This window comes from Desulfurobacterium sp. (assembly GCF_027028515.1).
GTDB lineage: Bacteria > Aquificota > Aquificia > Desulfurobacteriales > Desulfurobacteriaceae > Desulfurobacterium_A.
Map to the genome: position 1 here is coordinate 84,889 of NZ_JALVIW010000008.1, position 25,323 is coordinate 110,211.

The window sequence follows — 25,323 nt, forward strand, 5'->3', positions numbered from 1 at the left end:
ACTTAAATTTATGGAGTCAGGATGATTGTTGAAAGGCTTGAGAACGGCATAAATGTTGTTTTGAAAGATAGAAAGGATGTCTCTTCCGTTTCCGTTCAGTTCTGGCTCAAAACTGGTGCCCTCTGGGAAAACGAAAAGAACAGAGGTATTGCTCATTTCCTTGAACACATGGTATTTAACGGAACAAAAAACTATCCTGCTGGCACCATAGAAAAGATAGTGGAAAACAACGGCGGTGAAATAAACGCTGCCACTTCTTACGACTATACCTACTACTATGTAACCATTCCCGAAAAACATGTTTTTACAGCGGTGAAACTGTTAAAGGATATAGTGTTTTACCCTCTGCTTCTTCCTGAGATGGTTGAAAAAGAAAAACCGATAGTCCTTGAAGAGATAGCCCGCTCTGAGAATGATCCAAGACAGGTTTTCTGGAGAAACTTTTACCAAAAGATATTCCAGGAGGTAAATTATCGCTATCCCATATTGGGTTTTAGAAATACTGTTTCCTCTTTTACTGCGGAAAATGTCAGAGAATTCCACAGAGACCACTATCACGGCGGCAATCTTACAGTGGTAATTTCAGGAAACATCAATGAGAAGGAATTGTTACACTTTTTAAAGGAAGAGCTTTCCCCGCTACCTTCAAAAAATCCTGATATCCCCCCTTCTGTTGATGAGCCTGAGCTTATACCGAGAAACGAGATAATGAAACATCCAGCTGTTGCCAACACCCATGTTCTTATCGGATGGAAGATTCCCGGCCTTTCACAGAACGTTAATACTGCAGTTTTAAGTGTTCTTGAATCTTATCTGTCATACGGCAGGAGTTCTGTCCTATATCAGGAAGTGATAGAAAAGGGAACAGCTTATGCAGCAATGGGTTTAAAGGATCTTTTCCTGTCATCAGGGCTCTTTTATATCTACGGAATAACAGAGCCTTCGAAAGCGGGGCTCTTTAAAGAGAAGATTTTTGAAATCATCAGGTCATCGGTAGATGAAACAGCTTTTGAACTTGCCAAGAAAAAGGTGCTGAAAACGGAAATCTTTAAAAAGGAAAGTGTTGAATCCGAGGCTGAAGAGCTCGGATACTCGGTAACGCTTTTTGGCAATTTAGATTACTACCAAAAACTGATAGAAAGCATCAAAAAACTCACTCTTGAGGAATTTGTGAAAGGAACGGAATTTTTAAAAAATAAACATCTTCAAATGTTACTTCTTCCAGAGGGAGGCAATAAGTGAAAAAGTTCTGGGAATTTATAGCTACAGGTTTTTACAGTGGAAAACTGCCAAAGATGCCGGGAACGTGGGGTTCAATCACGGCGGCAATTCTCCTCTACTTTTTCTGGCCAGAAAGTATTGTTTATCAGTTGGCTATAATCGCTGTAACGTTTGTCTTAAGCACAATCTCCTCCCAATCTCTATCTGAACAGCTGGGAGATAAGGACCCGGATAGCGTTGTGATAGATGAGATAGTTGGAATGGAAATTGCTATGCTTGGTATAAAAACAACGCTCCCGGCAGTGGTAGCGGCGTTGGTAATCTTTAGAATTATTGATATAATGAAGCCACCACCTATTAAACTATTCGAAAAGTTGCCAGGTGGTTTTGGCATAACGGTTGACGATATGTTTGCCGGCTTATACTCCAACATCCTTCTAAGGTTACTGGTCTGGAGGCACTATGTTTAAAAAGATTTTAATAGCCAACAGGAGTGAAGTAGCTACAAGAGTAATCCGTGCATGTAAAGAGCTTGGAATCAAAACGGTTGCAATTTATTCTGAGGCTGATGTTAATTCTCTCCACGTTAAAAAGGCAGATGAAGCTTACATGATTCACGGTGATCCTGTTAAGGCTTATCTAAACTACTATAAGATTGTTGATATAGCTCGTCGTGCGGGAGCAGATGCGATTCATCCAGGATACGGTTTCCTATCCGAAAGACCCGATTTTGCCGAATACTGCAGAAAAAGAGGCGTTGAATTTATAGGTCCTTCTGTAGAACATCTTAAAATGTTTGGCAGCAAGCTTGAAGCTAAAAGAGTTATGAAAGAGCTTGGTGTTCCTGTTGCTGAAGGAAGCGACGGTGCTATAAGCGACATAGAAGAAGCGAAAGAACTTGCCAAAAAGATAGGCTATCCCGTTATGATAAAAGCCTCTCACGGTGGCGGTGGTAGAGGACTCAGAGTTGCAAGGAACGAAGAGGAACTTATAAACCAGTTTAAAACTGCCGTCGCAGAAGCTGAAGCAGCTTTTGGAAAAGGTGAAGTTTTCATAGAGAAGTATATAGAAGAGCCAAGGCACATAGAGATTCAGATAATTGCTGACAAAAACGGTAATGTCGTTCACCTTGGTGAGAGAGATTGTTCCATGCAGAGGCGCCACCAGAAGGTGCTTGAAATTGCGCCTTCTCCTGTTCTTACTAAGAGGCAGAGGGAAAAACTCGGACAGATCTGTGTAAAGGTAGCGAAAGAGATAGGGTACTATGGCGTTGGAACATGGGAATTCTTGATGGATAAATATGGAAAGTTCTACTTTATGGAAGTGAATCCAAGGCTTCAGGTTGAACATACCATTACAGAAGCTGTTACAGGTATAGACATCGTTCAAGAGCAGATAAGAATTGCAGCCGGCATGAACCTCTCTTTCTCTCAGAAGAGTGTAAATATATACGGATTTGCAATGCAGTTTAGAATTAACGCAGAAGATGTTACCAGGGACTTCGTTCCGTCTCCCGGAACAGTTACCGCTTATTATTCACCAGGTGGTATAGGCGTAAGGATTGATGGTGTCGTTTACAAGGGGTACAGGATTCCGCCTTACTACGATTCAATGATTGCAAAGCTGATTGTTTGGGGAAGAAACTGGGACGAAGTTATCAGACGTTCAAGAAGAGCCCTTGACGAATTTGTGATCAGAGGTGTGCCGACAACCATTCCATTCTTTAAGAAAATCCTGAATGACCCGGAATTTATTCACGGAAAGTTTGATACTTCTTTCATAGATAGAAAGATAAAAGAGTTTACCTTTATCAAAGAGCCTGATCCTGAAATACTCGCTCTGGCTCTTTCTGCCGCAATTGCGGCACACCACGGACTTTAATCGGGAGGATTGACATGGGAAAGAAACTCCAGTTTACAGATGTTACATTGAGGGATGCCCATCAGTCTCTCTTTGCCACAAGGATGAAAACAAAGGACATGATAGATATAGCACCTGTCATTGATAAAGCGGGGTTCTGGTCTGTTGAAATGTGGGGTGGTGCCACGTTTGACGCCTGTCTGAGGTTTTTAAGAGAAGATCCCTGGGAGAGGTTAAAAATTCTCAGGAAGCTCATGCCCAACTCAAAACTTCAGATGCTCTTAAGGGGACAGAACCTTGTGGGTTACAGGCACTATCCTGACGATGTTGTTAAAGCTTTTGTAAGAAAAGCTGCCGAAAACGGAATAGATGTCTTCAGGGTTTTTGACGCCCTTAATGACCTTAGAAATGTTGAAGTTGCAGTGGAAACAGCAAAAGAGTGCGGGAAAATAGTGGAAGGGGCAATATCCTACACTATAAGTCCCGTTCACACAGAAGACCTCTACGTTGAGCTTGCCCTTCAGTACAAGGATATGGGTGTTGATATTATTACGATAAAGGACATGGCAAGCCTCCTTTCACCGGAAAAAGCTTACTCTCTTGTAAAAGCAATTAAAGAAGAAACAGGTCTTCCCGTTCACATTCATACTCACTGCACGAGCGGTATGGCTGAGATGACACAGCTTAAAGCTGCTGAGGCAGGAGCAGACCTGTTTGACGTTGCCATTTCACCAATGGCTTCAGATACTTCACACCCTGCTGCTGAAACAATGGCTTACGTTCTCAAAGAGTTTGGGTATGAGATAGACCTTGATAAAGAAGCACTTTCAAAAATGGCAAAGCACTTCAAAGAAGTTAGAAAGCATTACCAGAAGTACGACATGAACTTTAAAGGTGTTGATGCCGGAGTTCTCGAACATCAGATCCCCGGTGGAATGATGTCAAACCTTGTTAACCAGCTGAAAGAGCAGGGGGCCCTTGATAGGCTCGATGAAGTCTTAAAGGAAATTCCAAGAGTTAGAGAAGACCTTGGTTATCCACCTCTTGTTACGCCCACAAGCCAGATAGTTGGAACTCAGGCTGTTCTTAACGTTCTTGCCGGTGAAAGATACAAGATGATTACACAAGAAACAAAAAATTATGTTAAAGGGCTTTACGGTAAGCCGCCTGCCCCGATAAAGGAGGAAATCATAAAGAAGATTCTTGGCGGCGAGCAGCCAATTACCTGCAGACCTGCAGACCTTCTTGAGCCTGAGTTAGAACAGAGAAGGAAAGAAATTGAAGGACTTGCAAGGTCTGAAGAGGATGTCCTCTCCTACTGTCTCTTTCCACAGGTTGCAAAAGAGTTCTTTGAGTGGAGAGAAAAGGTTGAAAAAGGTGAAATACCCGCAATATCTGAGGAAGACCTTGCCGATACGCTTGAGGAAGAAAATCTCTGTCCTCAGCCGCTTGCTCCAACAGAGTTTATCATTAACGTTCACGGAGAGAGCTACCACGTAAAAATCGCAGGTGTGGGACACAAAGCAGAAGGTAAGAAACCTTACTTTATCAAAATAGATGGACGACTTGAGGAAGTTGTTGTTGAACCGCTTGTTGAAGTTGTTCCAACTGCAGGTGAAGTTGAAATCAGCGGCGGACTTACAAGTAGTTCTAAACGTCCAAAGGCAACGAAAGAAGGCGACGTCACATCACCAATGCCTGCAAAAGTTGTTGAGATAAAAGTTAAAGAAGGTGACCGGGTTAATGAAGGTGACGTGGTCGCCATAGTTGAAGCCATGAAGATGCAGAACGAAGTTCACGCACCTATAAGTGGAACCGTTAAAGCTATTTATGTAAAACCCGGTGATCAGGTTAACCCTGACGAAGCAATAATGACAATAGAGTAAGCAGGAGAGAAGTATGCCGAAGATAATACTTGTCAGACACGGAAAAACTATCTGGAACGCAGAAGGAAGATATCAGGGGAAAATGGACATTCCCCTTAACGAAGAGGGCAAAGAGCAGGCAAGAAGGGCAGGCAATGCCCTTAAAGGTTTTCCTGTTAAAGCCGTTTTTTCAAGTCCGTTAAAGAGGTGTTACGACACAGCAGCAGAAATAGCAAAGCACCACAACCTTCAGGTTCAAACGGAAGAGGGTTTTAAGGAAATAGACCACGGTGAGTGGGAAGGTCTTCTGGCAAGTGATGTTGAGAAAAAATATCCCGAGCTTTTAAAACTGTGGCGTGAAAGACCAGCTGAAGTAAGAATGCCAGGTGAAGGTGGAGAAACGCTTCAGGATGTTTACGATAGAGCGGTTAAAGCTTTTGAAAAGGTTGTATCCCAATTTAAGGACGAGGACATTATTGTTATAGTGGGCCACGACGCCACAAACAAGGTAATAATGTGTCATGTTCTTCAGACAGATCTTAATAAGTTCTGGGCATTTAAACAGGCAAACTGCGGGATAACGGTACTTGAGTACGATCCTAAAACTAAAAGAGTTATCGTTCACGTGGCAAACGCTACCGGCCATCTTGGTAAAGATATAGACTTTGAAGTTCAGAAATCACTCTAAGGGGGAAACTTCTCCCCCTATTTTCAGGATAGCTGCAGTGAAAGTTCTCTTTGATCTATCTAAAAGATTCGGAGACCTTAAAGAGGCTACTTTTTAAGCAGGAAAAACCGTTTTGTAGGAGAATGTCTTTTAGACGGTAAAAGGATTACGTGTCACATCGCTGATACAGGTAGATTAAGAGAAATACTTACAGAGGGAAGAAAAATCCTTATATCTTTAAACCCATCCCATCTTAAGACCGATTCAAAATTAATAGCGGCAGAGATGGAGGAAGGTTTTGTTCTACTTAACACGTCTGTTCATTCTGAGATAGCAGAAAAAGCAATAAGACAGGGTATCCTTGGGTTTATCCCCGAAGATGTCAAAAAGGAAGTGAGAATCGGGAAAAGCCGTGTTGATTTTTTAATCAATGGCAATCACTACGTTGAACTTAAAGGCTGTAACCTCAGGATAGGTGATGTCTGTCTTTTTCCTGACGCACCGACAGAAAGAGGCAGAAGGCATTTAGAGGAACTTATAAGCCTTAAAGAGAAAGGTTATCAGGCTTCTATTCTTATAATGGTTTTGAGAAAGGCTAACCTTTTCAGGCCAAATCACGAGACAGACCCGAAATTTGCAGAAACTTTTTACAGGGCTCTTGAAAGAGGCGTTGAATTCAAAGCTTTCAGAGTCAAGCTTAAGGATAAGAAAGTTGTCTTAGATGGTGATGTAAAACTGACTCAGGAACTTTGAAGCTGCAAATGAGAACATGAGAAAACTTCGGGATAGTACCACCAGTACCTGCGGGAAGGTTTGGGAAACTGCATCTCTCTCAGTCTTCCAAAATTAACATCAGAAGATGCTTTAACAAGTTTGCCCTTCAAAATTTTATCAAGCTGTTTAAGGCTTTTTCTCAGGTGAAAGGGTACTCTTTTCGTTCGTCTGAGCTGTTTTTCAATTTCACTGCGAACATCAAGAACCATGCTCCACTGAAGAAGATTTCTCTCGTCAAGTCCTTCAAGATAAAGTTCATAGAAGAAAAGCAGATTTTCAAGCTTCCTCATTTTTTTTTCTCCTTTATCTCTTTGTGAACATTATCGGCAAAACGGAAACGTTTTTTAAGGCGGGAAATTTAATTGTTAACCATAAATATTTAAAGTTAATTAAATATACCCGTAAAAGGGGCTGAAAGAGAAATAGCCATCCATTTGCCCGATATCGCGATTTTTCTTTACAGACGCAGGTCAGGACTATAAGTTTCAAAATAGAGGAAATGGATAAGCGGTAATTTTATTAACCGTTTATTTTTATGGTTAATGTTTGAGAGGGGAACAGGGTGTTGCTCACACCATCTATCCTGCCCTTCCATTTTATCTGTTCTTCCGTCCGGAAAAGACTATAGAAAATTGACATTTGTTATAGTCAGTGGTAAAATTCAACTATAGAGGAAAAACCTTGATAATCAATGACTTGGGGATATTATGAGGTTTTCTCAGGCAGTTGAGCTGTTTCTCAACTTTAAATCAAAGGAATTAGCCGAAAGAACCATCAAGGAGTACAGGAAAGATCTATCTCTTTTTAAAGAGCTGATAGGTGACAAAGATGTAGAAGAGATAAAAACGTCTGACATCATGATTTTCAGGGGTAGTCTAAACTGCAGTCCTTCTCTCATAAACAGACGTCTTTCCGCTCTCAACTCATTTTTTAACTTTTTAGTTGACATGGAAATTATAAAGAGCAATCCTGTTAAAAAGTCCCTCAGGATAAGGAAAGTAAAGCAGAAAGTCCCGGAAGCCCTCTCTTATGAGGAGGTAGAAAAGGTTCTTCAGGCAGCTAAAGAGAGATGCTACAGAGATTACCTGATGATGAAGACAATTCTTTTCTGCGGTCTTCGTATCTCAGAACTTCTCTCTATAGAGAAAAAGGACATTGTTACTGTAAAAGGGCGAAAAGTGTTGAGAGTTGTTGGAAAGGGCGGTAAAGAGAGGTTTATCCCACTGCCGGTAGATTTTGCACGGGAACTTGAAACCTACATGAACTCTTTAGACGGCGAAAAACTGTTTCCTCTAACCTATCAGGGAGCAAAGTACATCTTTAACAGGATAGCCGAATGTACGGGAGTAAAACTACATCCCCATAAGTTAAGGCATACCTTCGCCACAATTTTAGTTGATAGGGGTGTTGATATAAGGGTAATTCAGGCATTTTTAGGCCACGCATCGCCAAACACAACTGCAAGGTACGCTAAAGTTCGTGATGATGTTATGTTTAAGGTTGCCGACGAAGTTTTTAGCAACGTTAGTTAACTATTGATATTTATGGTTAATATTTTCTTTTTCAAGATGAAAAGAGTGTAGTCAGAAAAAGGAAAATAAATTTTCGGAAGAGTCTAACCTTGAGAACTGAAAAGCAAATGTGAATTTCTATGCCAGAATTTTTAGAAACTTCATGACAATCGTCTTTTCACCGTAGTTGGCAAAGAAGGCTGTCACCTTTGCATTGTCACCAATCCCTTCAACTCTCCTTACAACACCTTTACCAAACTTTTTATGGAAAACAATTTTCGGTTTTTTGTTCTTTTTAACAGAAGAGATGCTTTCTGTTGATGCAGTTTTTGAAGGTCTCTCTTTCCTTACCACCTTTTTAATTAAATGGGGCGGTATCTCTTCAAGAAATCTTGAAGGTTCACTTTCTCTATAACTGCCAAAGAAACGCCTGCTCTTTGCCCTTGTTAGAATAAGAAGCTTTTTAGCCCTGGTGATGGCAACGTAAAACAGACGCCGCTCCTCTTCTATCTGCTCCGCGCTTTCAAGGGAACGAACGTGGGGAAATAGTCCTTCTTCAAGTCCCGTTATGAAAACTACGGGAAATTCTAAACCTTTAGAGGCGTGAACAGTCATCAACGTTACCTTTTCCGCCTCTTCCATCTCATCCTGATCGGAGGAAAGTGTAATCGTGTTTAAGAACTCTAAAAAGAGCTCTTCACCTTTAAGGCCTGTCCTTTCTGCGAACTCTTCTATTGTGTTTCCGAGCTCTCTTATATTCTCGAGTCTTGATTCCCAATCTTCCCTGTACTCTTTCCTTAAATAGTCTTCATACCTTGCCGCTACAGTTATGAATCTGACAAGCTCGTAAGGTCTTAAACTGTTTACCTTTTCTCTTCCCTCTTCTATTATGTGAATTAGCTCCCTTATACCTTCTTTCTGCCTTGTCGGAGCGGTTTCGAGCATCGCTTTAAGGGCTTCAAGATTGCTTTTGCCTTCGTCCAGAAGTTTTTTTATCTTCTCTTCCGCAGCTGCCCCAAGACCCCTTTTGGGCGTGTTAAGAATTCTAAATATGGAAAGTCTGTCTTCATCAAAAAGAATAATCCTTAAATACGCAATGATATCTTTTATCTCTTTTCTCTCGTAAAACTTCAATCCACCGACTATCTGATAGTTTATCCCTGATCTTCTAAGTGCATCTTCAACGCTCCTTGATTGGGCGTTTGTCCTGTAAAAGATTGCTATGTCAGAAGGTTTCGTACCTGTATCTATAAGTTTCTTAACCGTTCTGCCAACAAAGTAAGCCTCTTCCTGATCATTAAACCCTACAAACAGTCTTATGGGCTCACCATCTTCGTTGTCTGTAAAGAGCTTCTTTCCTTTCCTTATCTTGTTGTGTTCTATAACGGCATTTGCGGCAGAAAGGATTACTCCAGAGCATCTGTAGTTTTTCTCAAGTTTTATAACTTTAGCACCGGGGAAATCCTTTTCAAAGTTTAAGATGTTGTTTATATTTGCCCCCCGCCAGGTGTATATACATTGATCCTCGTCACCGACAACGCAAACGTTTCCCTTATCTATCGTTAAAGCCTTTGTTATTTCGTACTGAATACCGTTCGTATCCTGGTACTCATCAATTAGAACATACTGGAAAAATTCAATGTAACGCTTCCTTATGTCGTCGTGTTCGGTAAGCAGTTTTTTTGCATAGAGCAACAGATCGTCAAAGTCAAAAGCGTTCATTTCCTTTAACTTTCGGTTATAGGTTTCCACTATTTCCGAGAACCGGTCGTAACCTCTAAATTCCATCGCTTCGGGAGGAAAAAGGCCAATTTTTACGTTGCTTATCATTGAACCGATGGCTGCAGGATTATAAAGATCCGTATCTAAGTTCATCTCTTTTAAAATGGTTTTAAGAAGATTTCTCTTGTCGTCTGAATCAATAATCAAAAAGTTTGGCTTAAAACCGATTCTTACACTGTGAGATTTTAAAAGTCTAACGCAAAAAGCGTGAAACGTCGCAACAGAAACGCCGGCTTTACCTTTAAGGAGCTGTTCTACACGTTCTTTCATTTCCCTTGCCGCTTTGTTTGTAAAGGTAACGGCAAGTATCCTTTCAGGTTCATAACCAAACTTTTCTATCATGTAAGCTATCTTGTAGGTTATGACCCTTGTCTTTCCAGAACCCGCTCCTGCAAGTATTAACAGGGGAGAATCAAAATAGGTTACCGCCTCTCTCTGCTGTTCGTTTAGATCTTTTAGCAGTTTTTCTATCATTTGACGTCTTCTATCCTTGCACCTTCTTTGTCAACTTCAAGGACAAGGTATCTGGCGTCAATGCCGAGACTTTCAAACACATCACACATGGCTTTTCCAATGTTGTCAAAGTTACTGTCAGCAAGTGCACCTATACAGCTGCCGGCACCGGAAAGGTAAACCGCATAAGCTCCCTCTTTGTACCCCTGAGACAAAACTTCCCAGAAACCGGGGATGAGGTCGCACCGGTAAGGTTGATGAATTCTGTCTTTAACCGCTTCTTTTAAAAGAGAAAAGTCTTTCTTCTGAAGTGCACCCATGAGAAGGGCAACTCTTTGAACGTTAAATATTACATCTTCTCTGGTGTATGTTTCGGGGAGGACGGAGCGGGAATCCTCCGTTGATAAGAATAGTTCAGGAACGACTATTATGACTTTAAGCTCTTCCGGAAAATCAAGTTTTACATAGGACAGATCCCCGTTAGTTGCCGCAACAACAAATCCGCCCGTGTAAGCAGGCAGAACGTTATCCGGATGGGGTTCAAACTTAAAAGCAACATCTATTACTTCAGGAAGGGAAAGTTTCTTTCCTGCTATTTTTTCAGCGGCAAGAATACCACCGACGATAGCCGTTGCGGAACTTCCCATTCCGCGGCCAAGGGGTATTCTGTTTACCTGCTTTACCTTGACAGGTTGATTTAAGCCGAGGTATTCCATCGTACTTTTAAAGGCTCTCAAAAACAGATTTTTCTCGTTTTCTGGAAGCTCACCTTTACCTTCGCCTTCAACTTCTACAGAGTATGCATCAGCAGTTTCTACAATAAAGTCGTTATAGATTGTAAGAGCAAGGCCAAGAGCGTCAAATCCTGCACCGAGATTGCTCGTTGAAGCGGGAACAGAAACCTTAAATTTCATCACTCCTCCACCGTTTAGCTTGAGATAAGATAATAGCTTTGAAACAGAAAAAAATCAAGCTTCTGAGTGAACTAAAGTTCAGTGCACGTTTTCCACTTTGAGATTTAAACGCTGCAGAATGTTGTCAACAGAATCCTCTGCAATGATCTCAGCAATAGTTACAGGCTTTTCAGGATTTACGGTTATCTTTAACGTTCCCGGATCTAAAATAAAGTCAACAAACGCTTTTGCCAGCATTTCAGAAACAGGATCGCCGTTAAGCTCGTTTTTTATCTGCTTAATTAACGCAGCTTTTACCTGATCCTGAGAAATGTGTCTTTCAGCAGCAATAAGGGTTATCACCCTATTAAAAAGTCTTTCATCAGAGTAAGAGATCTCTCCGTTATAAATTGAAATTTCACCCCATCCGCCTAAAAGAAAGTAAAGCACTTCCTCTTCTCTTACCGGCCTGACATTTCCGAAATTGAATTTTAAGGACAGAGTGCCAATATCTTTCAGGTGATATGTTAAATCGGAAATCGTCAGTTTTCTTTTCTCCATATCATATCTGTAAGAGCTTGAAAAATCTGCACTCATTCTATCACCATATCCAAGAGCTTTCAGAATGAGTCTATCTTCCTCAGGAAGTGAGTTTACATAGAAAGTAATTCCCTTGACTTTTACTAAAGCAAAGAGAGGAAAATCATGCTCTCTATCAAAATCTGAAATTACAACTCTGTTTATCGTTACAGGATATCTTGAACCAGCGTACAGCACTTTTATTCCGCTGATGGTAAGTTGATTTCTGAGCAGAGAATAGTCAACACTTCTGTAGCTTACGTCTGCGTAAGGCTTAATTTCTTCAATTTTTTTATCTATCTTTTCTGATACCTTTTTGTTAATATAAATTTTGGCACCGAAAAATGATATTACTAAGAGCACTATAATGGTGAAAACGCCGTAAATAACTTTTTTAGACATGCTCTGTTCCTTCCAATCGTTTTTAAAAGCATACACTAAATGTTATTCGAAAATTTTTAAAAACTTATTCTTTAGTTCCTGTGGCGTAATAGGTTTTGCTATATATTCGTCAAAAAGGTCCCTATGTTTTTCATAATCTTCAGGATACATCGTAAGAGCGATGACTTTAGTTTCTGGAAAATGCTTTTTTATAAATGCAGCAACTTCCGTCCCAAGACCGTCACCAAGGTGTATATCTGTAATAACGATGTCAAACCGTTTTTCTTTCAAAACAGAAAGGGCATCGTACAGTGATTTTGCTTCGTCTATTTCTTCAAAACAAAAATCCTTCAGCTCTTTTGCAATCAACCTGAACGTTTCCCTGACAACAAGTCTTGTGAACAGGACATCTTCCACGATAAGTATGGAAAGTTTCCGGCTGCCGCATTCTGGTTTTAAGCAGTTTTTAGCTTCGTAGAGAATTTTCTCAAGTGCATGTTTTGAATCTTCCCGTTCAAAACCGACAACAACCATCGTTCCATCTTTCAACTTAAATCCGTAAAGATAAAGTCCGTCATCGCCAAGATAGTAAAACTGCTTCTCTTCAAGAGTGAATCCCTCTATAAAAGCTTCTAAAACCTCTTCATCAACGCTTTTTCCCTTTCTTACTATTTCTAAAACGGGCCTTCCTTCTACATCAATTATCTTTGCAAATATAAAATCCTTTCTTCCAAAGATTTGAGAAACCAGTAAACGGAAAAAGTCTATCGTGTCTGCCGATAAGATCAATTCATCGATAGTTGTTTTCTCCTCTTTCTCACTTTTTTCTTTTGTTGAAGAAGCAGAGAGCAACTTATGAATTATTTCTGCGTGCTGTTTCTTAACAACCTCGTTGGGTTGCTCTTCTCCGGTAAGCTTTCTCTCTATTCTCTTAAGAACCTTGCCATTTCTGAATATCAGTGTCACAACTTCCTGAGAAGTTTTGTAATATTCAGTTTGTATATGAAATTCAGTATTGCCCAATCTTAAATTATCATTCCTTGAAAGCAGGCCACTGTCCATTCATCCCTCCATATTCAATCACAATAATGATAAAAATTATACTCAAAACATGCAAGTTTGCGGATAATTTTTTATTTAATTTACCTGCCTGGTGGTTTATTTGCTTAATGCGGTGGTTATTAAGAAACCTCAATCAAATATCAGGCCAGAATCTTCTTCCTCCACATACACTTTAACACTATTTTTGCCGGATTTTTTTGCCTCATAAAGGGCCTTATCTGCCAGTTTAAGTGCCCTATCTATTGAATCATTGAGATCTATCTCGCTCACTCCAAAACTGGCTGTTATTTTTACACCGTTAAAATCATGAGAGGCAATTATTTTTCTTAATTTTTCAGCAACGAAGTAGGCTTCTCTTTTTGATAAATGGGGGCATATAACAACAAATTCCTCTCCACCCCACCTTACAAGCTTATCGCATCTACGGATATTGATCATTATCAGAGCTGCCATCTTTTTTAAAACTTCATCACCTTTAGCGTGGCCGTAGGTGTCGTTAACCTTTTTAAAATCGTCAATATCAATCATAATCAAAGATATAGGAAACTGATACCTTTTAGCTCTTGCAATTTCCTCCTTGATAAATTCCATAAATGCCCGCCGATTATACGCCTGGGTTAGAGAGTCTTTCATAGAAGATTCCTTAAGCATTTCAAAAGTATCATCAATGATTTTTATCAGAATAAAGGCTCCGAGAGAAATAATGGATATGAAGCCAATGAGGTTTAAAGTGTAATATAAAAGCGTACTGACCGGATGATGGTGATACTTTAAAATAAGAATGAAAATTCCTGATAAAAACGCTGCAATGGCACCCACAGCATCAGCATAAGGGAGAATTAAAAAGGCGAGTCCTGGGACAACTGCAAACCACATGTACAAAAAGTGTTCTCCTTGAACAACTATTCCGAAACAAAGTAGAGAAACTGAAAGAATAAGAGTAACGGCAGATAAAAAATAACAGCCCATCGAGTAGATAATTTTTGCAAGTATTGACAGAAAAAAAACTGAATACTCCAAACTTAAACATCAGGGGCTTTCCAAACAGGTAGGCGGGAAAAATTACAATTACCGGAACAAGAAGCGGAGTAAGGTTCAGGACCGTGTTCAGAAAACGCTTTCTGTGTGGACATCTTTCGTAAAGTCTATTTCTGCTTTCATATCTACCTGAAAGAGGTATGAAATCCCAATTACACATGCTAACCTTCTACTTTTTATCGTATACAGCTATTTGGCACCTTACTAAATTTATTATAATCCGCAACATCCAAGTTGTCAAAAAACTATTCAAAATTATTGATTAAGTAATTGGTTGTAAATTATAATTATATACAAGCATAAGCAAAACAAGAATTGCAGCATAGGCGAAATGCCTTTAAGAAATTCTGAAATTAAGAATATGGTACAATTAGCGTGGAGGAAAAATTGCTGAAAAAAGGAGTGAATTTAATCTGCAAAGTTTCAGTGAAAGACATTGCATTTGTTAACGCAATTTTTGAGTGGTATCACGAGGTGGGAACAGTCAGGACACGAGACAACAAAAAAGGAATTATAGAGATCTGGCTGGCGCCGGACTTTGTTGATGAAGGTATGAAGGCCATTGAATACCTTAAAAGTGGTGGATTTGTTGAGAAACTTGAAGTTATAGGTGAGGCAGGAGACAGCTGGCACAGGGAATAGAAAAGCCCGCCTAAGGCGGAGCCATCCGGAGAGAAACATGAGAAGGAATCACTTAAAAACAACCGTTTTCCAGTATTTTCTGATCATATTCTTAACAGATTCCGGAAGCGGAACATAACCAAGTTTTTCAGCAGATTTATCGCCGTGCTTGAATGCCCAGTTAAAGAATTCAGTAACTTCTTTATTTTTTATCTTTTTCTCTCTTGGAAGGAGAATCATTGTTGCAACTGTCAAAGGCCAGCTGTTTTTACCTTCTGCGAGAAGAAGATTTCCTTCGGTATAGAAGTGAGTTCCTAAAGACCATTTAGCATGGGCTGCGGCTGCTTTAAATGTTTCATCGCAGGGCTCAACCCAGTTTCCCTCTTTTGTCTGGAGAACAGCCGCAGAAAGTCTGTTCTGCTTTTTGTAAGCATATTCAACATATCCTATTGCACCAGGAATCTGCTTTACGTAGTTTGTTACACCTGCATTTCCTTTTGCACCTATACCGGTAGGCCATCTTACAACTTTACCGTACCCTATTCTGGACTTCCATGCAGGTGATATTCCGGAAAGCCAGTACGTAAAGTTCCATGTAGTTCCTGAACCTTCTGATCTGTGAATAACTGTTATAGGCATGTGAGGAAGATTTACATCCCGATTATCCTTCTTGATTTCAGGATTGTCCCAGTATCTCACTTTACCCATAAAAATGTCGGCAACCGCCCTGTTTGAAAGCTTAAGCTTTCTATCGCCTACACCAGGAAGGTTGTAAACAACAACTATTGAGCCAATAACCGCCGGAAACTGGTAAAGCCTTCTCCTGTCAAGCTCAGATGGTTTAAGCATCTTGTCGCTACCGCCAAAATCAACGACTCTATCGGTTACCTGCTTGATACCACCGCCGGAACCAATTCCCTGGTAGTTTACTCTATTCCCTGTTGCCTTTTTAAAATCCTTTGCCCACTTAACATAGACAGGATATGGAAATGTAGCACCCGCTCCGTTGATTGTCCATGCTTTAGCTGAAGATGAGGCTCCTAAAACCGTTCCTGCCGTTACTGCAACTGTCAGAGCCGCAACTGTAACTTTCTTCATCTTTCTCATCCTTTTTCCTCCCGAAAATTTTCAAGGTTGCTGATTAAAATATCTCACAAAAATGTTAATTTTTCGTTAAGAATTTGCAGGTATCCTGATAAAAAAAGTTGTACCTTTTCCCGCTGACGAGTCAAATTCTATTTCCCATCCGTGGTGTTTAACTATCGTCTTAACGAGAGAAAGACCTATTCCGAGTCCCGGACTCTCTTTCGCCTTTACAAATTTCTCAAAAATAAAAGGTTTAAGGTTTTCTGGAATGCCCCTTCCGGTATCATAAACTTCTATCACAATACTATCCTCTAATCTGTATCCCTTTACACCGACTTTACCATTTTCTGTAAATTTTACTGCATTGTCCAGAAGGTTTATGAGAAGCTGCTGAAAAAGTATCTTTTCGGCACTTATCTTTAAGTCAGGTTCAACGCTGACGCTAAAATTTATTCCTTTGGCTGCCATTTTATCTTTAAACTGGTGTCCTATCTCTTCAACAACATCACCAACATCTATTTCTACAAACTCACCTTCCTGGCCTTTCATAAGAAGGCTTATAGAGTTAACAATGTTCATTATTCTGTCTATTTGAGATGTCATTTTCCCGATAATCTCAGATTCTGCTTCAAGGGATAAAAGCTCTGCATAGCCTTTTATAACCGTAAGGGGCGTTTTAAGCTCGTGAGAGATTGTTGAAATTATTCTTTTCTTAAATTCCTCTATGCAGGTTTGACTTGTAATATCCTCAATCTCTAACATATAGACATCTTCCAGAGGTTTAGCCTTTATTTTAAGAATTCTTCCGCCCTCTTCGAATTCAGCTTCTGCCTTTTTTCCCTTCATTAACTTTTCGTACATTTTTATGACTGCAAGATAAGGAAATCTATCCCATATCTTATCTGAACTTCCAATTACTGTTCCCGTACTGTCCATGAAAAGTATGGAAGAGGATTCTCTATTTATTACCGACAGGGTTTCAAGGTTCAAATTTATAACCGACTCCCCAGACTGTTTTGATTTTGTACCCTTCATTGCCAAGTTTCTCTCTCAAGTTTTTTATGTGAACGTCTATTGCTCTAATAGAACCTCTGCTTCCAAGCTTCATTGACAGTTCATCTTTTCTTATAGCTTTACCGCTGTTTTCTACCAGTATTCTAAAAATCATAAATTCTGTTTTTGTAAGATATACCTTCCTGCCGTTAATTTCTACGGTTCTAAAGTCATCAAGGAATTGAATACTGCTATGGACGGTTTTCGGCGGCACTGAAATTTCTCCGTGTCGTCGCAGGAGAGCTCTAACCCGTGCAAGCAACTCTTTTATGCTGAAAGGCTTCGTAAGATAGTCATCTGCTCCGCTGTCAAGCCCTTTAACCTTGTCATCCTCACCTGAGAGGGCTGTCAGCAGAAGGACAGGCACATCAATTTTTCTATCTCTTAATAACCTGCAGGCATCTCTGCCTTCCATTCCCGGAAGCATAACATCAAGAATTATTAGATCGTAAGCCTGCCGATACTCGATAATGTTGTTAAGTAGCTTTTCAGAGGTATCAAAAACCCTTACCTTATAGCCTTCGCGGGAAAGAGCAAGTTTGAGGATATTCGCTATTTCCATGTCATCTTCAACAACCGCAATTTTTATCTCTTTCATTTCTGCCTCTTCAGTATTAATTTTATTCACACAAGCAGTTGTTTATATTTTATTAACATTTCCCTTAACAGACTCTTAACAGAGAGGAAGCGTATGATACCGGAAGAGTTTGAAGCTGCCGTTGAGAAAGTCCTTTCAAGTTCTGGATTTGATTTAAAGGTTGTTTTCACGGAGCTTGACAAGTGGGACGAGGCAGTTTTCCTCACGCTTGCTCTTATAAACGAAAAAGAAAAAGATTTCGTAACAATACAGGAATCTTTTAAGGTAGAATACCTCCTTGAAAACGGGAATGTCATCAGTATTGCATTTAGACCAACACCCATGGACATGTTAGAGGAGTAATATGGAAATTATCGACGTGGCACTAAGAGCGGCAGAGAGAGCTTCAGAGATACTTTTAGGTTACCAGGGGCGTCTTGAGAAAGAAGAGATAGCCTTTAAATCAAAAAACGATTATGTGACAAAAGCTGACAGAGAAGCTGAAGAAAAGATAATAGAAACGATAAAAACCTATTTTCCAGATCATTCTATTGTAGCAGAGGAGAGCGGTACGTCAGGGAACAGCGATTACACATGGTACATTGACCCTCTTGATGGAACGAAGAATTTTATACACGGACTACCTATGTTTTCCGTCTCTATAGGTGTTGCTTTTAAAGGTGAAATGATAGCCGGAGTTGTCTCAATTCCAAAATTAAATGAGGTTTTCTCGGCTGAAAAGGGAAGCGGTGCTTTTTGCAACGGTGAAAAGATAAAAGTAAGCGATAGACCTTTCAATGAAGGGTTGATAGCTACCGGTTTTCCCTTTAAAGGAAAAGAGATGTTAGACGATTATCTCGTCTGTTTTAAAGAGGTCTTCTTTTCTGTTTCTGGCGTAAGGAGGTGCGGTTCTGCAGCAATAGATCTTGCCTACACGGCAAAGGGGATTTTCGACGGATTCTGGGAGCTCTCTTTAAAAGCCTGGGATATCGCTGCAGGCGTTCTTCTCATAGAGGAAGCAGGCGGCACCGTTTCCGATTTTAAAGGAGGTAGAGACTTTTTAAGGACGGGAAATATCATAGGAGCTTCCCAAAGCAGCTACAAACATCTATTTTCAATAGTGAACAAATATTTAGGAGGTTTTTAGAATGGATGAGAAATGCAGCAGCTGCAGTCTAAAGGATAAATGTTCAACAGTGAAAGATCCTATCGATCAAAAGCTTATCTGTAACATGTCAAAGATTAAACATAAAATAGCGGTTTTAAGTGGTAAAGGTGGTGTAGGAAAAACCACTGTTGCCACAAACCTCGCCGCTTCTCTTGCTAAAAAAGGCTTTAAAGTCGGACTGTTAGACGCAGACATTCACGGACCTAACGTTGCGAAAATGCTCGGCGGTGAAGGTGCAAAACTTCACGTTAATCCGGAAACGGAGCTTATAGAGCCTTACACGCCCGACGAAATGCCAAATCTTAAAGTGGCAAGCATGGCTTTTCTGCTTCAGGATTCAAGTCAGCCGGTCGTATGGAGAGGACCCCTAAAACATCAGGCAATAAAGCAGTTTCTTGCAGAGATGGATTGGGGCGAGCTTGATTATCTCATCATTGATCTTCCTCCTGGAACCGGTGATGAAGCTTTAAGTATTGCGCAGCTCATAAAACCTCTTGACGGCTTTGTGATTGTAACCACACCACAGGAAGTAGCGTTGCTTGATACTAAAAAGTCCGTAAATTTTGCAAAGATGTTAAAGGTGCCTGTCTTAGGTCTAATTGAAAACATGAGCGGACTCATATGTCCTCACTGCGGTAAGGAGATTGAAATATTTAAGTCTGGCGGTGGAAGAAAAGCAGCAGAAGAACTTGACATAGAATTTCTGGGGAAAATCCCTCTTGAGCCTAAAGTTGTAGAGACAGGTGATGCAGGAAAACCGATAGTAATAGCTGACCCTGAATCTGTATCTGCAAAGGCTTTTGAATCCATAGCTGATAAAATTATTGAAAAGGTAAGCTGAAGATGAAAGTTAAGATTGACAGAAAAACGGGAGCGGCTCTGCTGCTCCTTATCATTTTTTTATCTTTTGTTTTCATAGGTCTGTCCCGGAAGGAGTGGCTTTATGTATATAAAAACGGAAGGCTTTTATGCCTTTCCTGTATAGGGATTGAATAATGAAGGTACCCTTTTTTAAAAACAGAAGATTTTATCAGTCAATTACCGCAATAATTTCAAATCTTGCTGTATGGAACTTTTTTAGCGGAAAACTTTATACCGGCATTTTGAAAGCCATTCCTTTTCCGTCAATGAACTGTTACGCATGCCCCGCTTCCGTCTTTTCATGCCCAATAGGAACACTCTCTCACTTAATGGTAATGGCAAAATTCCCGTTTTACACCCTCGGTATTTTAGGTTCCGTTTCTCTACCCTTCGGAAGATGGATATGCGGCTGGATATGTCCGTTTGGTCTTCTGCAGGACATGCTTTACAAGATTCCAACACCAAAAGTAAGAATGCCTAAAAAGTTAGAACTGATTAAGTTTGCTATGCTCCTTTTCCCTGTCCTGATACTTCCTTACTTTTTAAAGAAACACCTTTTCTGCATGATGTGTCCGGTTGGAACGCTTGAGGCAGGACTCTACTGGGTGGGATTTCATCCTGAGATAAGGAGACTTGCCGGAATGCTTTTTTCTTTTAAAGTTGCCGTCATGATACTCATTGTGGGAGGAGCGATTTTTACAAAGAGGCCTTTCTGCAGGTTCTTCTGCCCGTTAGGTGCTCTTTTTTCACTCTTTAACAAAGTATCACCTATAAGGTTTACACACGACGCATCCCTGTGTACAAGGTGCAACCACTGTCAGGATGTATGCCCCGTTGACCATAAAATTTATGAAGATCCGAACAGCACCTCCTGCATAAGGTGTTTAAACTGCATAAGAGACTGCAAAGCCCTTGATATAGAGTATCCTTCTATCTTTAAAATTCCTCAAGGTAGGAATCATAACGAGAAATCTCCTTCTTAAACTTGTCCAGAATCTTACGCCTTATGTGCAGATAGAGATTTTTATCAATTGTCTCAACTACTGGAACAAACTCTCCCGATTTTGACTTTCTTGTCGGCATCTGTATAAAAAAACCCTTGTTTGACTCTATAATTTTTATGTCTTTTATTTTGAGAATACCGTTTATAACTACTTCTGCAACGGCCTTTACATTTCCTCCTATTCCGCTTGTATCAAATGGATATATGCGAACATCAGTAACTTCCATGTCCATTACAGGGAGTCTTTCAACAGCCTTTTTGTCCAAGATTCCTCCTACAAAAGGGAAATTCCGTCCTGTATGAGACGGAAAATTTCTCTATCAAACTCCTGCCATCTCTGAAGTCTCTTACGAGAAATTACCTGTATAGGGAAAAATATGCCTGTCGTTTGATACACGTGATATCCCGCTTCCATTAAAGTTTTTAAAAACGCGGTTTCATTACCTTCAAGTATAACAATAACTTCCCGTTCCCCTTCTCTATCTATCAGTTTCAGCTCTTCTGGAATTACAATTTCTTTTATCCTTTCAACAAGTCCATTAAGGGCTCTTTTCCAGTTTTCATCGCCTGAAACCTCGTTCCACCATGGAGGCTTTTCCTCAAAAGAAGGAACTTCGCAAAAAACAACGACTGCCTCCGTTCCTTCACTTATCTCTACATCTTCTACCGGTACGAACACGCCGTTTTTATAAACCACCTGTGCCGTTTTGAACTTCCCTTTCATGGTTGCATTCTCCAGATGTTAGCCTTACAACTAAATTTTGAGAGAAAAGCCTCACTTTTCAAGCTAAAAGGGAAAATCATGGGTTTTCTTTCTAAATCCGCATTGTTTGATAGAATAATACAACAACTAACACGGAGGTTGCAATGAAAGTACTGGCAATTAACGGCTCTCACAGAAAAGGCTCGACTTTAGAACTGCTTAAGATAGCTCTCGATGAAATAGACTCCAGTACAGAAAAAGAAATTGTATCCCTGTCGGACTACGAAATCGGTTACTGTAAGCTCTGCGGCGCCTGCAAGAAAAACGGCGGAACATGCGTTCTAAAAGATGGTTTCCAGGAATTAGCGGAAAAAATGACTGCAGCTGATATTATCGTTGTAGGTTCCCCCGTTTACTTTGGTTCAATAACCGGAAAATTGAAATCTCTGTTTGACCGTTCAAGAGCATTAAGGGTAAGCTGGTCTCTTAAAAACAAGTTCTGTGGTGCTCTGGCAGTTGGAGCAACTATTCACGGCGGGCAGGAACATACTATTCAGGCAATTCACAGCTGGGCTCTCATTCACGGCATGCTTGTATTTGGTGACACATCACCAACAGCCCATTTTGGCTGCGCAGCAGTGGCGAGTCAGAAGGACGGCAAGTTTGAGTTCAACAAAGGCGGCATTGAAACGGCAAAAAGCCTCGGAAGGCATATAAACGAGATAGCCGAAATGTTAAAGTAGTCCAACTTAATTAAAACTGCATTTACGCTGGTTCGAACAATGAAAAAACGATTGATGGAAATATACAGGGAACTTTTCAAAGAAGATTACGTGGAAAAAAGCATGGAAAGATGTAAAAATTCCAGATGTTTGTGGCTTGTTGTTGACATTTCATCCGTTTCAAGTATTGTTTCTGCCGATTTGGGAATAAGAAGACAGCGGGAAAAAAGACCGATAATAACATCCAAAAAGGTGAAATCAAACTACATCTGTACGTTTCTCACAACAAAAAGCAGACATTACGGTTATGACCTTGAACCTGTCAGAGTGGATTTACAAAAATGTAATAAACTTTGTGATGAATTTCACTTCATCAAACAGAGTTACAAATTCATCTATATAGATTTCAGGAGAAATACACGCAGGAAAGTTTTTAAAATTCCAGAATACTTTGTAAAAGACGAAAATCTGCTTAAATTCTGCGGAGTATGCGGTGAGTAACTTTCTGTCACCAGAAATCATCGACAAGATAACTTCCGTTTTAATCAAGAAGTTAACGGAAAAAGAAAAGCAAATTATACTTAAGCAGTATGGTGAATGCAGCTTTCAGGTTATAAGGGCTGAAGTTTCTTACATCCTTACGGAGAAAAAGGAAATTATTGAGCAAAGAAAGGAAGTAAATTTCAGTTTCCTGTACACTATAGTACGCAACTACTTTCAGGATAAATTTTTAAAGGGTAGAATCCAGCACATTTTAAAAGAAAAGTCTCTTCCCGAATTTTCAGGGAAAAGTATAAGCCGCTCAGTCATAGCATTCCTTTTTGCAGAAGAGATGGTAGAAATAGTAGCTAACCATCTCTCAAGCAAGGAACTTGAAACACTATGTTGGATGATGTTCAACAAAAAGTATCCCTCTGAGGAAAATCCATTCTTATCAGCCCTATCCAGAGAGGCCAAATATAAAAGGTGGAATAGGCTAAAGCCAAAACTGAATTCTCTCTTTAAGGAATATGGATCTTTAAACGAAGAAGAATTTGTGCTTTTCTGTGAACTCTACATGTCAAAAATCTGTAAGAAATTTCGTTTAAAAGGGTAGAAGGTATGGCTACATTGAATGAATTATTGAAGGACTACATTGAAATTAATGGAGAAGTAAAGGTGATGTTTGAGCATAGAAAAAACGTGACAGAAGTTCAAATAGGCGATGTTTTAGAGTTTACAACAAATAAAAATCCTATACTTGTCTGTGTATTAGATAGTGCTTTTCCCTGCGAAACCGTTCTCATGTCCTACCTCTGGGAAATGGCAACTTCCAGCGACCTGATAGTCAACTTTGAACATCCTTTAAGGGACAAATGGATTTTGCAAGGTGATATGGTTCTTTACATAACAGAAAACTTGCTTGGCTCGGCAAAACTTGTCGGAAGAATTGACAAAAAAGATGTTGAAATTATAAAGCGCTATTTAGAAGACGAAACTTTTTACCTTCCGAAAGATAGATGCGGAATAGGGGATAAGCTGGCCGTTAAACGGGAATTCAAATTATTTGAAGCCAAAAGGAGCAGGGAATTTCTCTTCAACCTTATAAGAGAAATAGAAGAAAAGGAGAAAACGCTCTTTTACGTATCGGGTAAAACGTTAGAAATGCTGCCAGCAGTAGCCGGAAGAGAGAAAGAGGCCGTAGCGATGGAAGATTTTATTGTTTTCAATCACGAAAATAAACTCAGAGTGAAGGTAATAAATAGCAGTATTATAAACAAACCGGCACTAATAAAGGTACTTAACATGGAACTTTACGTTGATAAACTGCCGGAGGAATTTATCATAGAGTTTGAAAGGCCTGTAATGAGTAACATTGAGTACATTGCCAAAACAATTTCCATAGAAGGTCGATAATGGGCTGGTTTGGAAAATTAATGACAAAAGAAATAGAATTAACTACAGAAGAGACAAATAAACTAATCAGAAGCGGTGAGGTTGACGAGGAAGACCTTCCCTTTCTTTTAAAGGCTGTTAAAGAAAAAAGTCTTCCCTGGTCAACAGCTTTTGAAACTTTCTATGCTATTAAAAACTTCAAGCACTTTAAACGACCTAAACTATTTAAAAACTTATTTGGACTTTCAGAACAGGAAATTTCTGATCTCTTTTCAAAAGAAGTAGTAAAAGTTAAATTCCCTGTTGTAAAGTATGGAAAGGGTAAAATAATAACGGCACACTTGGTACCTCTTCAGAACTCCGTTTTAAACTTTTCGAAAGTAGATGATGAACTGCTAAGTGTAATTAAAAGAGCAACGGGAAAAGGATTTGCTGTTACATTTGATTCTTCTTTTAGTCAGGACTCGTTTATGCTTGCTGTCGTAGCGGGGCTACTTGCAGAAGATAAACACTTTCTTTCTCATCTCAGTTTCACCGGAAGTGTTGATTGTTACAGAAATATTCTTTCTGTGGGTCTTATCGGCGAAAAAAAGAAGATAAGTGAAGAGCAAAATCTAAAACTTATAACTGCTGAAGACGTCAAATATCTCAAACAATTGAAGTGCTATCTCAAACGAAGTATTCCTGTACCTTTCCCGCTAATGGTCGGAAAACACAAAGAAGCCGTAAAAATTTTCTTTAGAAATTTTGAGAAAGAAACTAAATTAAATTGTGATGCCGTGTCGAAGTTTTCCGGTATTTCCCTTTCCGATATGGGTGTAGTTAAAGGGAATTCCCTGGAAAACTCCCTCGAAGCCTTCCACAAACTTTTAGAAGAGGAATTTTCCAGTAAACTTTTAAAAGTTACAGGGAGAAGAGAAGATGCAGTATTTCATATTACAGGTGTTGTCTCATCACTGATGTACGGAGCCGGTATAATTTTCGGGGTAAGAAAAAAAGCTGTCCTCTATCATTATCAGGACGGTGAATATCATCCGATACTCGCCATAAGTAGAGAACTCAAAGAAATAAAACGCAGTAGAAACTGGATTAAAACAAGCCAGATAGAAAAAGGAAGCAATAAAGAAGCCGCAATTACTCTTCACATAGCAAGCCATAATCCTCTCGGTTCCACCAGGGCTTTTGTAAAAAATTATCTAAAAAATGCATCCCATTTTTATATTACACTAAAGGAGAACACCGGTAATGTACCTTTAAATCGGGAAATATGGAAAACCGTTGTTTCAGAAATCTATTCTGAACTAAATAGACTGCGAAGCGAGTATATGGTCGAGAGATTCCATATATTCTTGAGCATTCCATGTCCGATGGCTTTTGCTCTCGGAGCATGTGCCGGAAAGTTTATACCGGCAACCATATACAACTATATTCCAGAAAAGAACAGTTATTCTGCCGTAATAGAAACAGATAAGTCAAAAAATATTTTTTAATCTGCGTCCACTAAATTAAAAAAATTTCGTTATATAATATACGAAGGGTGGTTTTAAAAAGAAACAAAAGGGGATAGC

Annotated in this window: 28 protein-coding genes and 1 pseudogene; 18 read left to right on the top strand and 11 right to left on the bottom strand. The window is 39.7% G+C overall.

Annotated elements, in window-relative coordinates; genetic code table 11:
- The first annotated feature begins 21 nt into the window (after nucleotides 1-21).
- The 6 genes and pseudogenes from MV676_RS00910 to sfsA form a co-directional block, all read left to right on the top strand.
- The gene (locus MV676_RS00910; RefSeq protein WP_297444431.1) at nucleotides 22-1,242 is read left to right on the top strand and encodes a pitrilysin family protein; all 1,221 of its coding nucleotides are present in this window, start codon (nucleotides 22-24) and stop codon (nucleotides 1,240-1,242) included.
- Entirely contained in the window at nucleotides 1,239-1,691 is a 453-nt protein-coding gene (locus MV676_RS00915; RefSeq protein ID WP_297444433.1) for a phosphatidylglycerophosphatase A, read from the top strand. Before MV676_RS00910 ends, MV676_RS00915 begins: the two co-directional genes overlap by 4 nt.
- Nucleotides 1,684-3,102 carry an acetyl-CoA carboxylase biotin carboxylase subunit gene (accC, locus tag MV676_RS00920; RefSeq protein WP_297444434.1) on the top strand — a complete coding sequence of 473 codons (1,419 nt, stop codon included), beginning with the start codon at nucleotides 1,684-1,686 and terminating at the stop codon, nucleotides 3,100-3,102. Before MV676_RS00915 ends, accC begins: the two co-directional genes overlap by 8 nt.
- A 14-nt stretch (nucleotides 3,103-3,116) precedes the next feature.
- Nucleotides 3,117-4,967, top strand: a complete 1,851-nt coding sequence (oadA, locus tag MV676_RS00925; RefSeq protein ID WP_022846615.1) for a sodium-extruding oxaloacetate decarboxylase subunit alpha — start codon at nucleotides 3,117-3,119, stop codon at nucleotides 4,965-4,967.
- A gap of 13 nt (nucleotides 4,968-4,980) precedes the next feature.
- Complete coding sequence (locus MV676_RS00930; protein ID WP_297444437.1) at nucleotides 4,981-5,634, top strand: histidine phosphatase family protein; 654 nt, start codon at nucleotides 4,981-4,983, stop codon at nucleotides 5,632-5,634.
- 96 nt (nucleotides 5,635-5,730) lie between these two features.
- Nucleotides 5,731-6,366: pseudogene (gene sfsA, locus MV676_RS00935) on the top strand (DNA/RNA nuclease SfsA); the annotation flags it as partial.
- Here the strand turns inward: sfsA and MV676_RS00940 are convergent.
- Nucleotides 6,354-6,677 (bottom strand): hypothetical protein, encoded by a 324-nt coding sequence (locus MV676_RS00940; RefSeq protein ID WP_297444439.1) that lies wholly within the window; start codon nucleotides 6,675-6,677, stop codon nucleotides 6,354-6,356. The pseudogene sfsA and the gene MV676_RS00940 sit on opposite strands and share 13 nt — an antisense overlap.
- Before the next feature lie 417 nt (nucleotides 6,678-7,094).
- On the opposite strand from MV676_RS00940, the gene MV676_RS00945 reads away from it, so the two are divergent.
- On the top strand, nucleotides 7,095-7,919 hold the full coding sequence (locus tag MV676_RS00945) for a tyrosine-type recombinase/integrase (protein WP_297444441.1): 825 nt from the start codon (nucleotides 7,095-7,097) through the stop codon (nucleotides 7,917-7,919).
- Nucleotides 7,920-8,036: 117 nt separating this feature from the next.
- Here MV676_RS00945 and MV676_RS00950 read toward each other — a convergent pair whose 3' ends face one another.
- The 5 genes from MV676_RS00950 to MV676_RS00970 all read right to left on the bottom strand — a co-directional run bounded on the left by MV676_RS00950 (nucleotide 8,037) and on the right by MV676_RS00970 (nucleotide 13,924).
- Complete coding sequence (locus MV676_RS00950) at nucleotides 8,037-10,154, bottom strand: UvrD-helicase domain-containing protein (protein WP_297444443.1); 2,118 nt, start codon at nucleotides 10,152-10,154, stop codon at nucleotides 8,037-8,039.
- A complete protein-coding gene (gene thrB, locus MV676_RS00955) occupies nucleotides 10,151-11,047 on the bottom strand; it encodes a homoserine kinase (RefSeq protein WP_022846621.1) in 897 nt (298 codons plus the stop codon). The genes MV676_RS00950 and thrB overlap by 4 nt, the downstream gene beginning before the upstream one ends.
- A 78-nt stretch (nucleotides 11,048-11,125) precedes the next feature.
- The gene (locus tag MV676_RS00960; protein ID WP_297444445.1) at nucleotides 11,126-12,007 is read right to left on the bottom strand and encodes a hypothetical protein; all 882 of its coding nucleotides are present in this window, start codon (nucleotides 12,005-12,007) and stop codon (nucleotides 11,126-11,128) included.
- A gap of 42 nt (nucleotides 12,008-12,049) precedes the next feature.
- Nucleotides 12,050-13,048 (bottom strand): response regulator, encoded by a 999-nt coding sequence (locus MV676_RS00965; RefSeq protein WP_297444447.1) that lies wholly within the window; start codon nucleotides 13,046-13,048, stop codon nucleotides 12,050-12,052.
- Nucleotides 13,049-13,177: 129 nt separating this feature from the next.
- Entirely contained in the window at nucleotides 13,178-13,924 is a 747-nt protein-coding gene (locus MV676_RS00970) for a GGDEF domain-containing protein (protein ID WP_297444510.1), read from the bottom strand.
- A gap of 549 nt (nucleotides 13,925-14,473) precedes the next feature.
- Between MV676_RS00970 and MV676_RS00975 the strand changes: the two genes are divergently transcribed.
- Nucleotides 14,474-14,728, top strand: coding sequence for a DUF4911 domain-containing protein (locus MV676_RS00975; RefSeq protein ID WP_027719978.1), 255 nt, complete (start codon nucleotides 14,474-14,476; stop codon nucleotides 14,726-14,728).
- Between the two features lie 48 nt (nucleotides 14,729-14,776).
- Here the strand turns inward: MV676_RS00975 and pstS are convergent, their stop codons facing one another.
- The 3 genes from pstS to MV676_RS00990 all read right to left on the bottom strand — a co-directional run bounded on the left by pstS (nucleotide 14,777) and on the right by MV676_RS00990 (nucleotide 17,444).
- Complete coding sequence (gene pstS / locus MV676_RS00980; protein ID WP_297444449.1) at nucleotides 14,777-15,814, bottom strand: phosphate ABC transporter substrate-binding protein PstS; 1,038 nt, start codon at nucleotides 15,812-15,814, stop codon at nucleotides 14,777-14,779.
- Nucleotides 15,815-15,880: 66 nt separating this feature from the next.
- Nucleotides 15,881-16,828, bottom strand: a complete 948-nt coding sequence (locus tag MV676_RS00985; protein WP_297444512.1) for a HAMP domain-containing sensor histidine kinase — start codon at nucleotides 16,826-16,828, stop codon at nucleotides 15,881-15,883.
- Nucleotides 16,773-17,444 carry a response regulator transcription factor gene (locus MV676_RS00990; RefSeq protein ID WP_022846628.1) on the bottom strand — a complete coding sequence of 224 codons (672 nt, stop codon included), beginning with the start codon at nucleotides 17,442-17,444 and terminating at the stop codon, nucleotides 16,773-16,775. The genes MV676_RS00985 and MV676_RS00990 overlap by 56 nt, the downstream gene beginning before the upstream one ends.
- Nucleotides 17,445-17,537: 93 nt before the next feature.
- Here MV676_RS00990 and MV676_RS00995 point away from each other — a divergent pair, with 93 nt between their 5' ends.
- From MV676_RS00995 to MV676_RS01015, 5 genes are read left to right on the top strand one after another with little or no spacing between them, the layout of a single operon-like run.
- The gene (locus MV676_RS00995; protein ID WP_022846629.1) at nucleotides 17,538-17,786 is read left to right on the top strand and encodes a hypothetical protein; all 249 of its coding nucleotides are present in this window, start codon (nucleotides 17,538-17,540) and stop codon (nucleotides 17,784-17,786) included.
- A gap of 1 nt (nucleotide 17,787) precedes the next feature.
- Nucleotides 17,788-18,570 (top strand): inositol monophosphatase family protein, encoded by a 783-nt coding sequence (locus MV676_RS01000; RefSeq protein WP_297444452.1) that lies wholly within the window; start codon nucleotides 17,788-17,790, stop codon nucleotides 18,568-18,570.
- Nucleotide 18,571: 1 nt separating this feature from the next.
- A complete protein-coding gene (locus MV676_RS01005) occupies nucleotides 18,572-19,432 on the top strand; it encodes an Mrp/NBP35 family ATP-binding protein (protein WP_022846631.1) in 861 nt (286 codons plus the stop codon).
- A gap of 2 nt (nucleotides 19,433-19,434) precedes the next feature.
- On the top strand, nucleotides 19,435-19,587 hold the full coding sequence (locus tag MV676_RS01010; RefSeq protein WP_022846632.1) for a hypothetical protein: 153 nt from the start codon (nucleotides 19,435-19,437) through the stop codon (nucleotides 19,585-19,587).
- A complete protein-coding gene (locus MV676_RS01015; RefSeq protein ID WP_297444455.1) occupies nucleotides 19,587-20,435 on the top strand; it encodes a 4Fe-4S binding protein in 849 nt (282 codons plus the stop codon). Before MV676_RS01010 ends, MV676_RS01015 begins: the two co-directional genes overlap by 1 nt.
- Here MV676_RS01015 and MV676_RS01020 read toward each other — a convergent pair.
- Both MV676_RS01020 and MV676_RS01025 read right to left on the bottom strand, forming a co-directional pair.
- A complete protein-coding gene (locus MV676_RS01020) occupies nucleotides 20,389-20,721 on the bottom strand; it encodes a septation protein SpoVG family protein (RefSeq protein WP_297444457.1) in 333 nt (110 codons plus the stop codon). The genes MV676_RS01015 and MV676_RS01020 overlap by 47 nt on opposite strands.
- Nucleotides 20,722-20,729: 8 nt before the next feature.
- On the bottom strand, nucleotides 20,730-21,179 hold the full coding sequence (locus MV676_RS01025; protein WP_022846635.1) for an antitoxin AF2212-like protein: 450 nt from the start codon (nucleotides 21,177-21,179) through the stop codon (nucleotides 20,730-20,732).
- A gap of 143 nt (nucleotides 21,180-21,322) precedes the next feature.
- Here MV676_RS01025 and MV676_RS01030 point away from each other — a divergent pair, with 143 nt between their 5' ends.
- Genes MV676_RS01030 through MV676_RS01050 form a run of 5 tightly spaced genes read left to right on the top strand, consistent with a single transcriptional unit; the run spans nucleotide 21,323 to nucleotide 25,245 of the window.
- Nucleotides 21,323-21,901, top strand: coding sequence for a flavodoxin family protein (locus MV676_RS01030; protein ID WP_297444460.1), 579 nt, complete (start codon nucleotides 21,323-21,325; stop codon nucleotides 21,899-21,901).
- 39 nt (nucleotides 21,902-21,940) lie between these two features.
- Nucleotides 21,941-22,381, top strand: coding sequence for a hypothetical protein (locus MV676_RS01035; protein ID WP_297444462.1), 441 nt, complete (start codon nucleotides 21,941-21,943; stop codon nucleotides 22,379-22,381).
- Nucleotides 22,374-22,976, top strand: coding sequence for a hypothetical protein (locus MV676_RS01040; RefSeq protein ID WP_297444464.1), 603 nt, complete (start codon nucleotides 22,374-22,376; stop codon nucleotides 22,974-22,976). Before MV676_RS01035 ends, MV676_RS01040 begins: the two co-directional genes overlap by 8 nt.
- A gap of 5 nt (nucleotides 22,977-22,981) precedes the next feature.
- The gene (locus tag MV676_RS01045; RefSeq protein ID WP_155883393.1) at nucleotides 22,982-23,776 is read left to right on the top strand and encodes a hypothetical protein; all 795 of its coding nucleotides are present in this window, start codon (nucleotides 22,982-22,984) and stop codon (nucleotides 23,774-23,776) included.
- A complete protein-coding gene (locus tag MV676_RS01050; RefSeq protein ID WP_297444467.1) occupies nucleotides 23,776-25,245 on the top strand; it encodes an SAVED domain-containing protein in 1,470 nt (489 codons plus the stop codon). Before MV676_RS01045 ends, MV676_RS01050 begins: the two co-directional genes overlap by 1 nt.
- Nucleotides 25,246-25,323 lie beyond the last annotated feature (78 nt).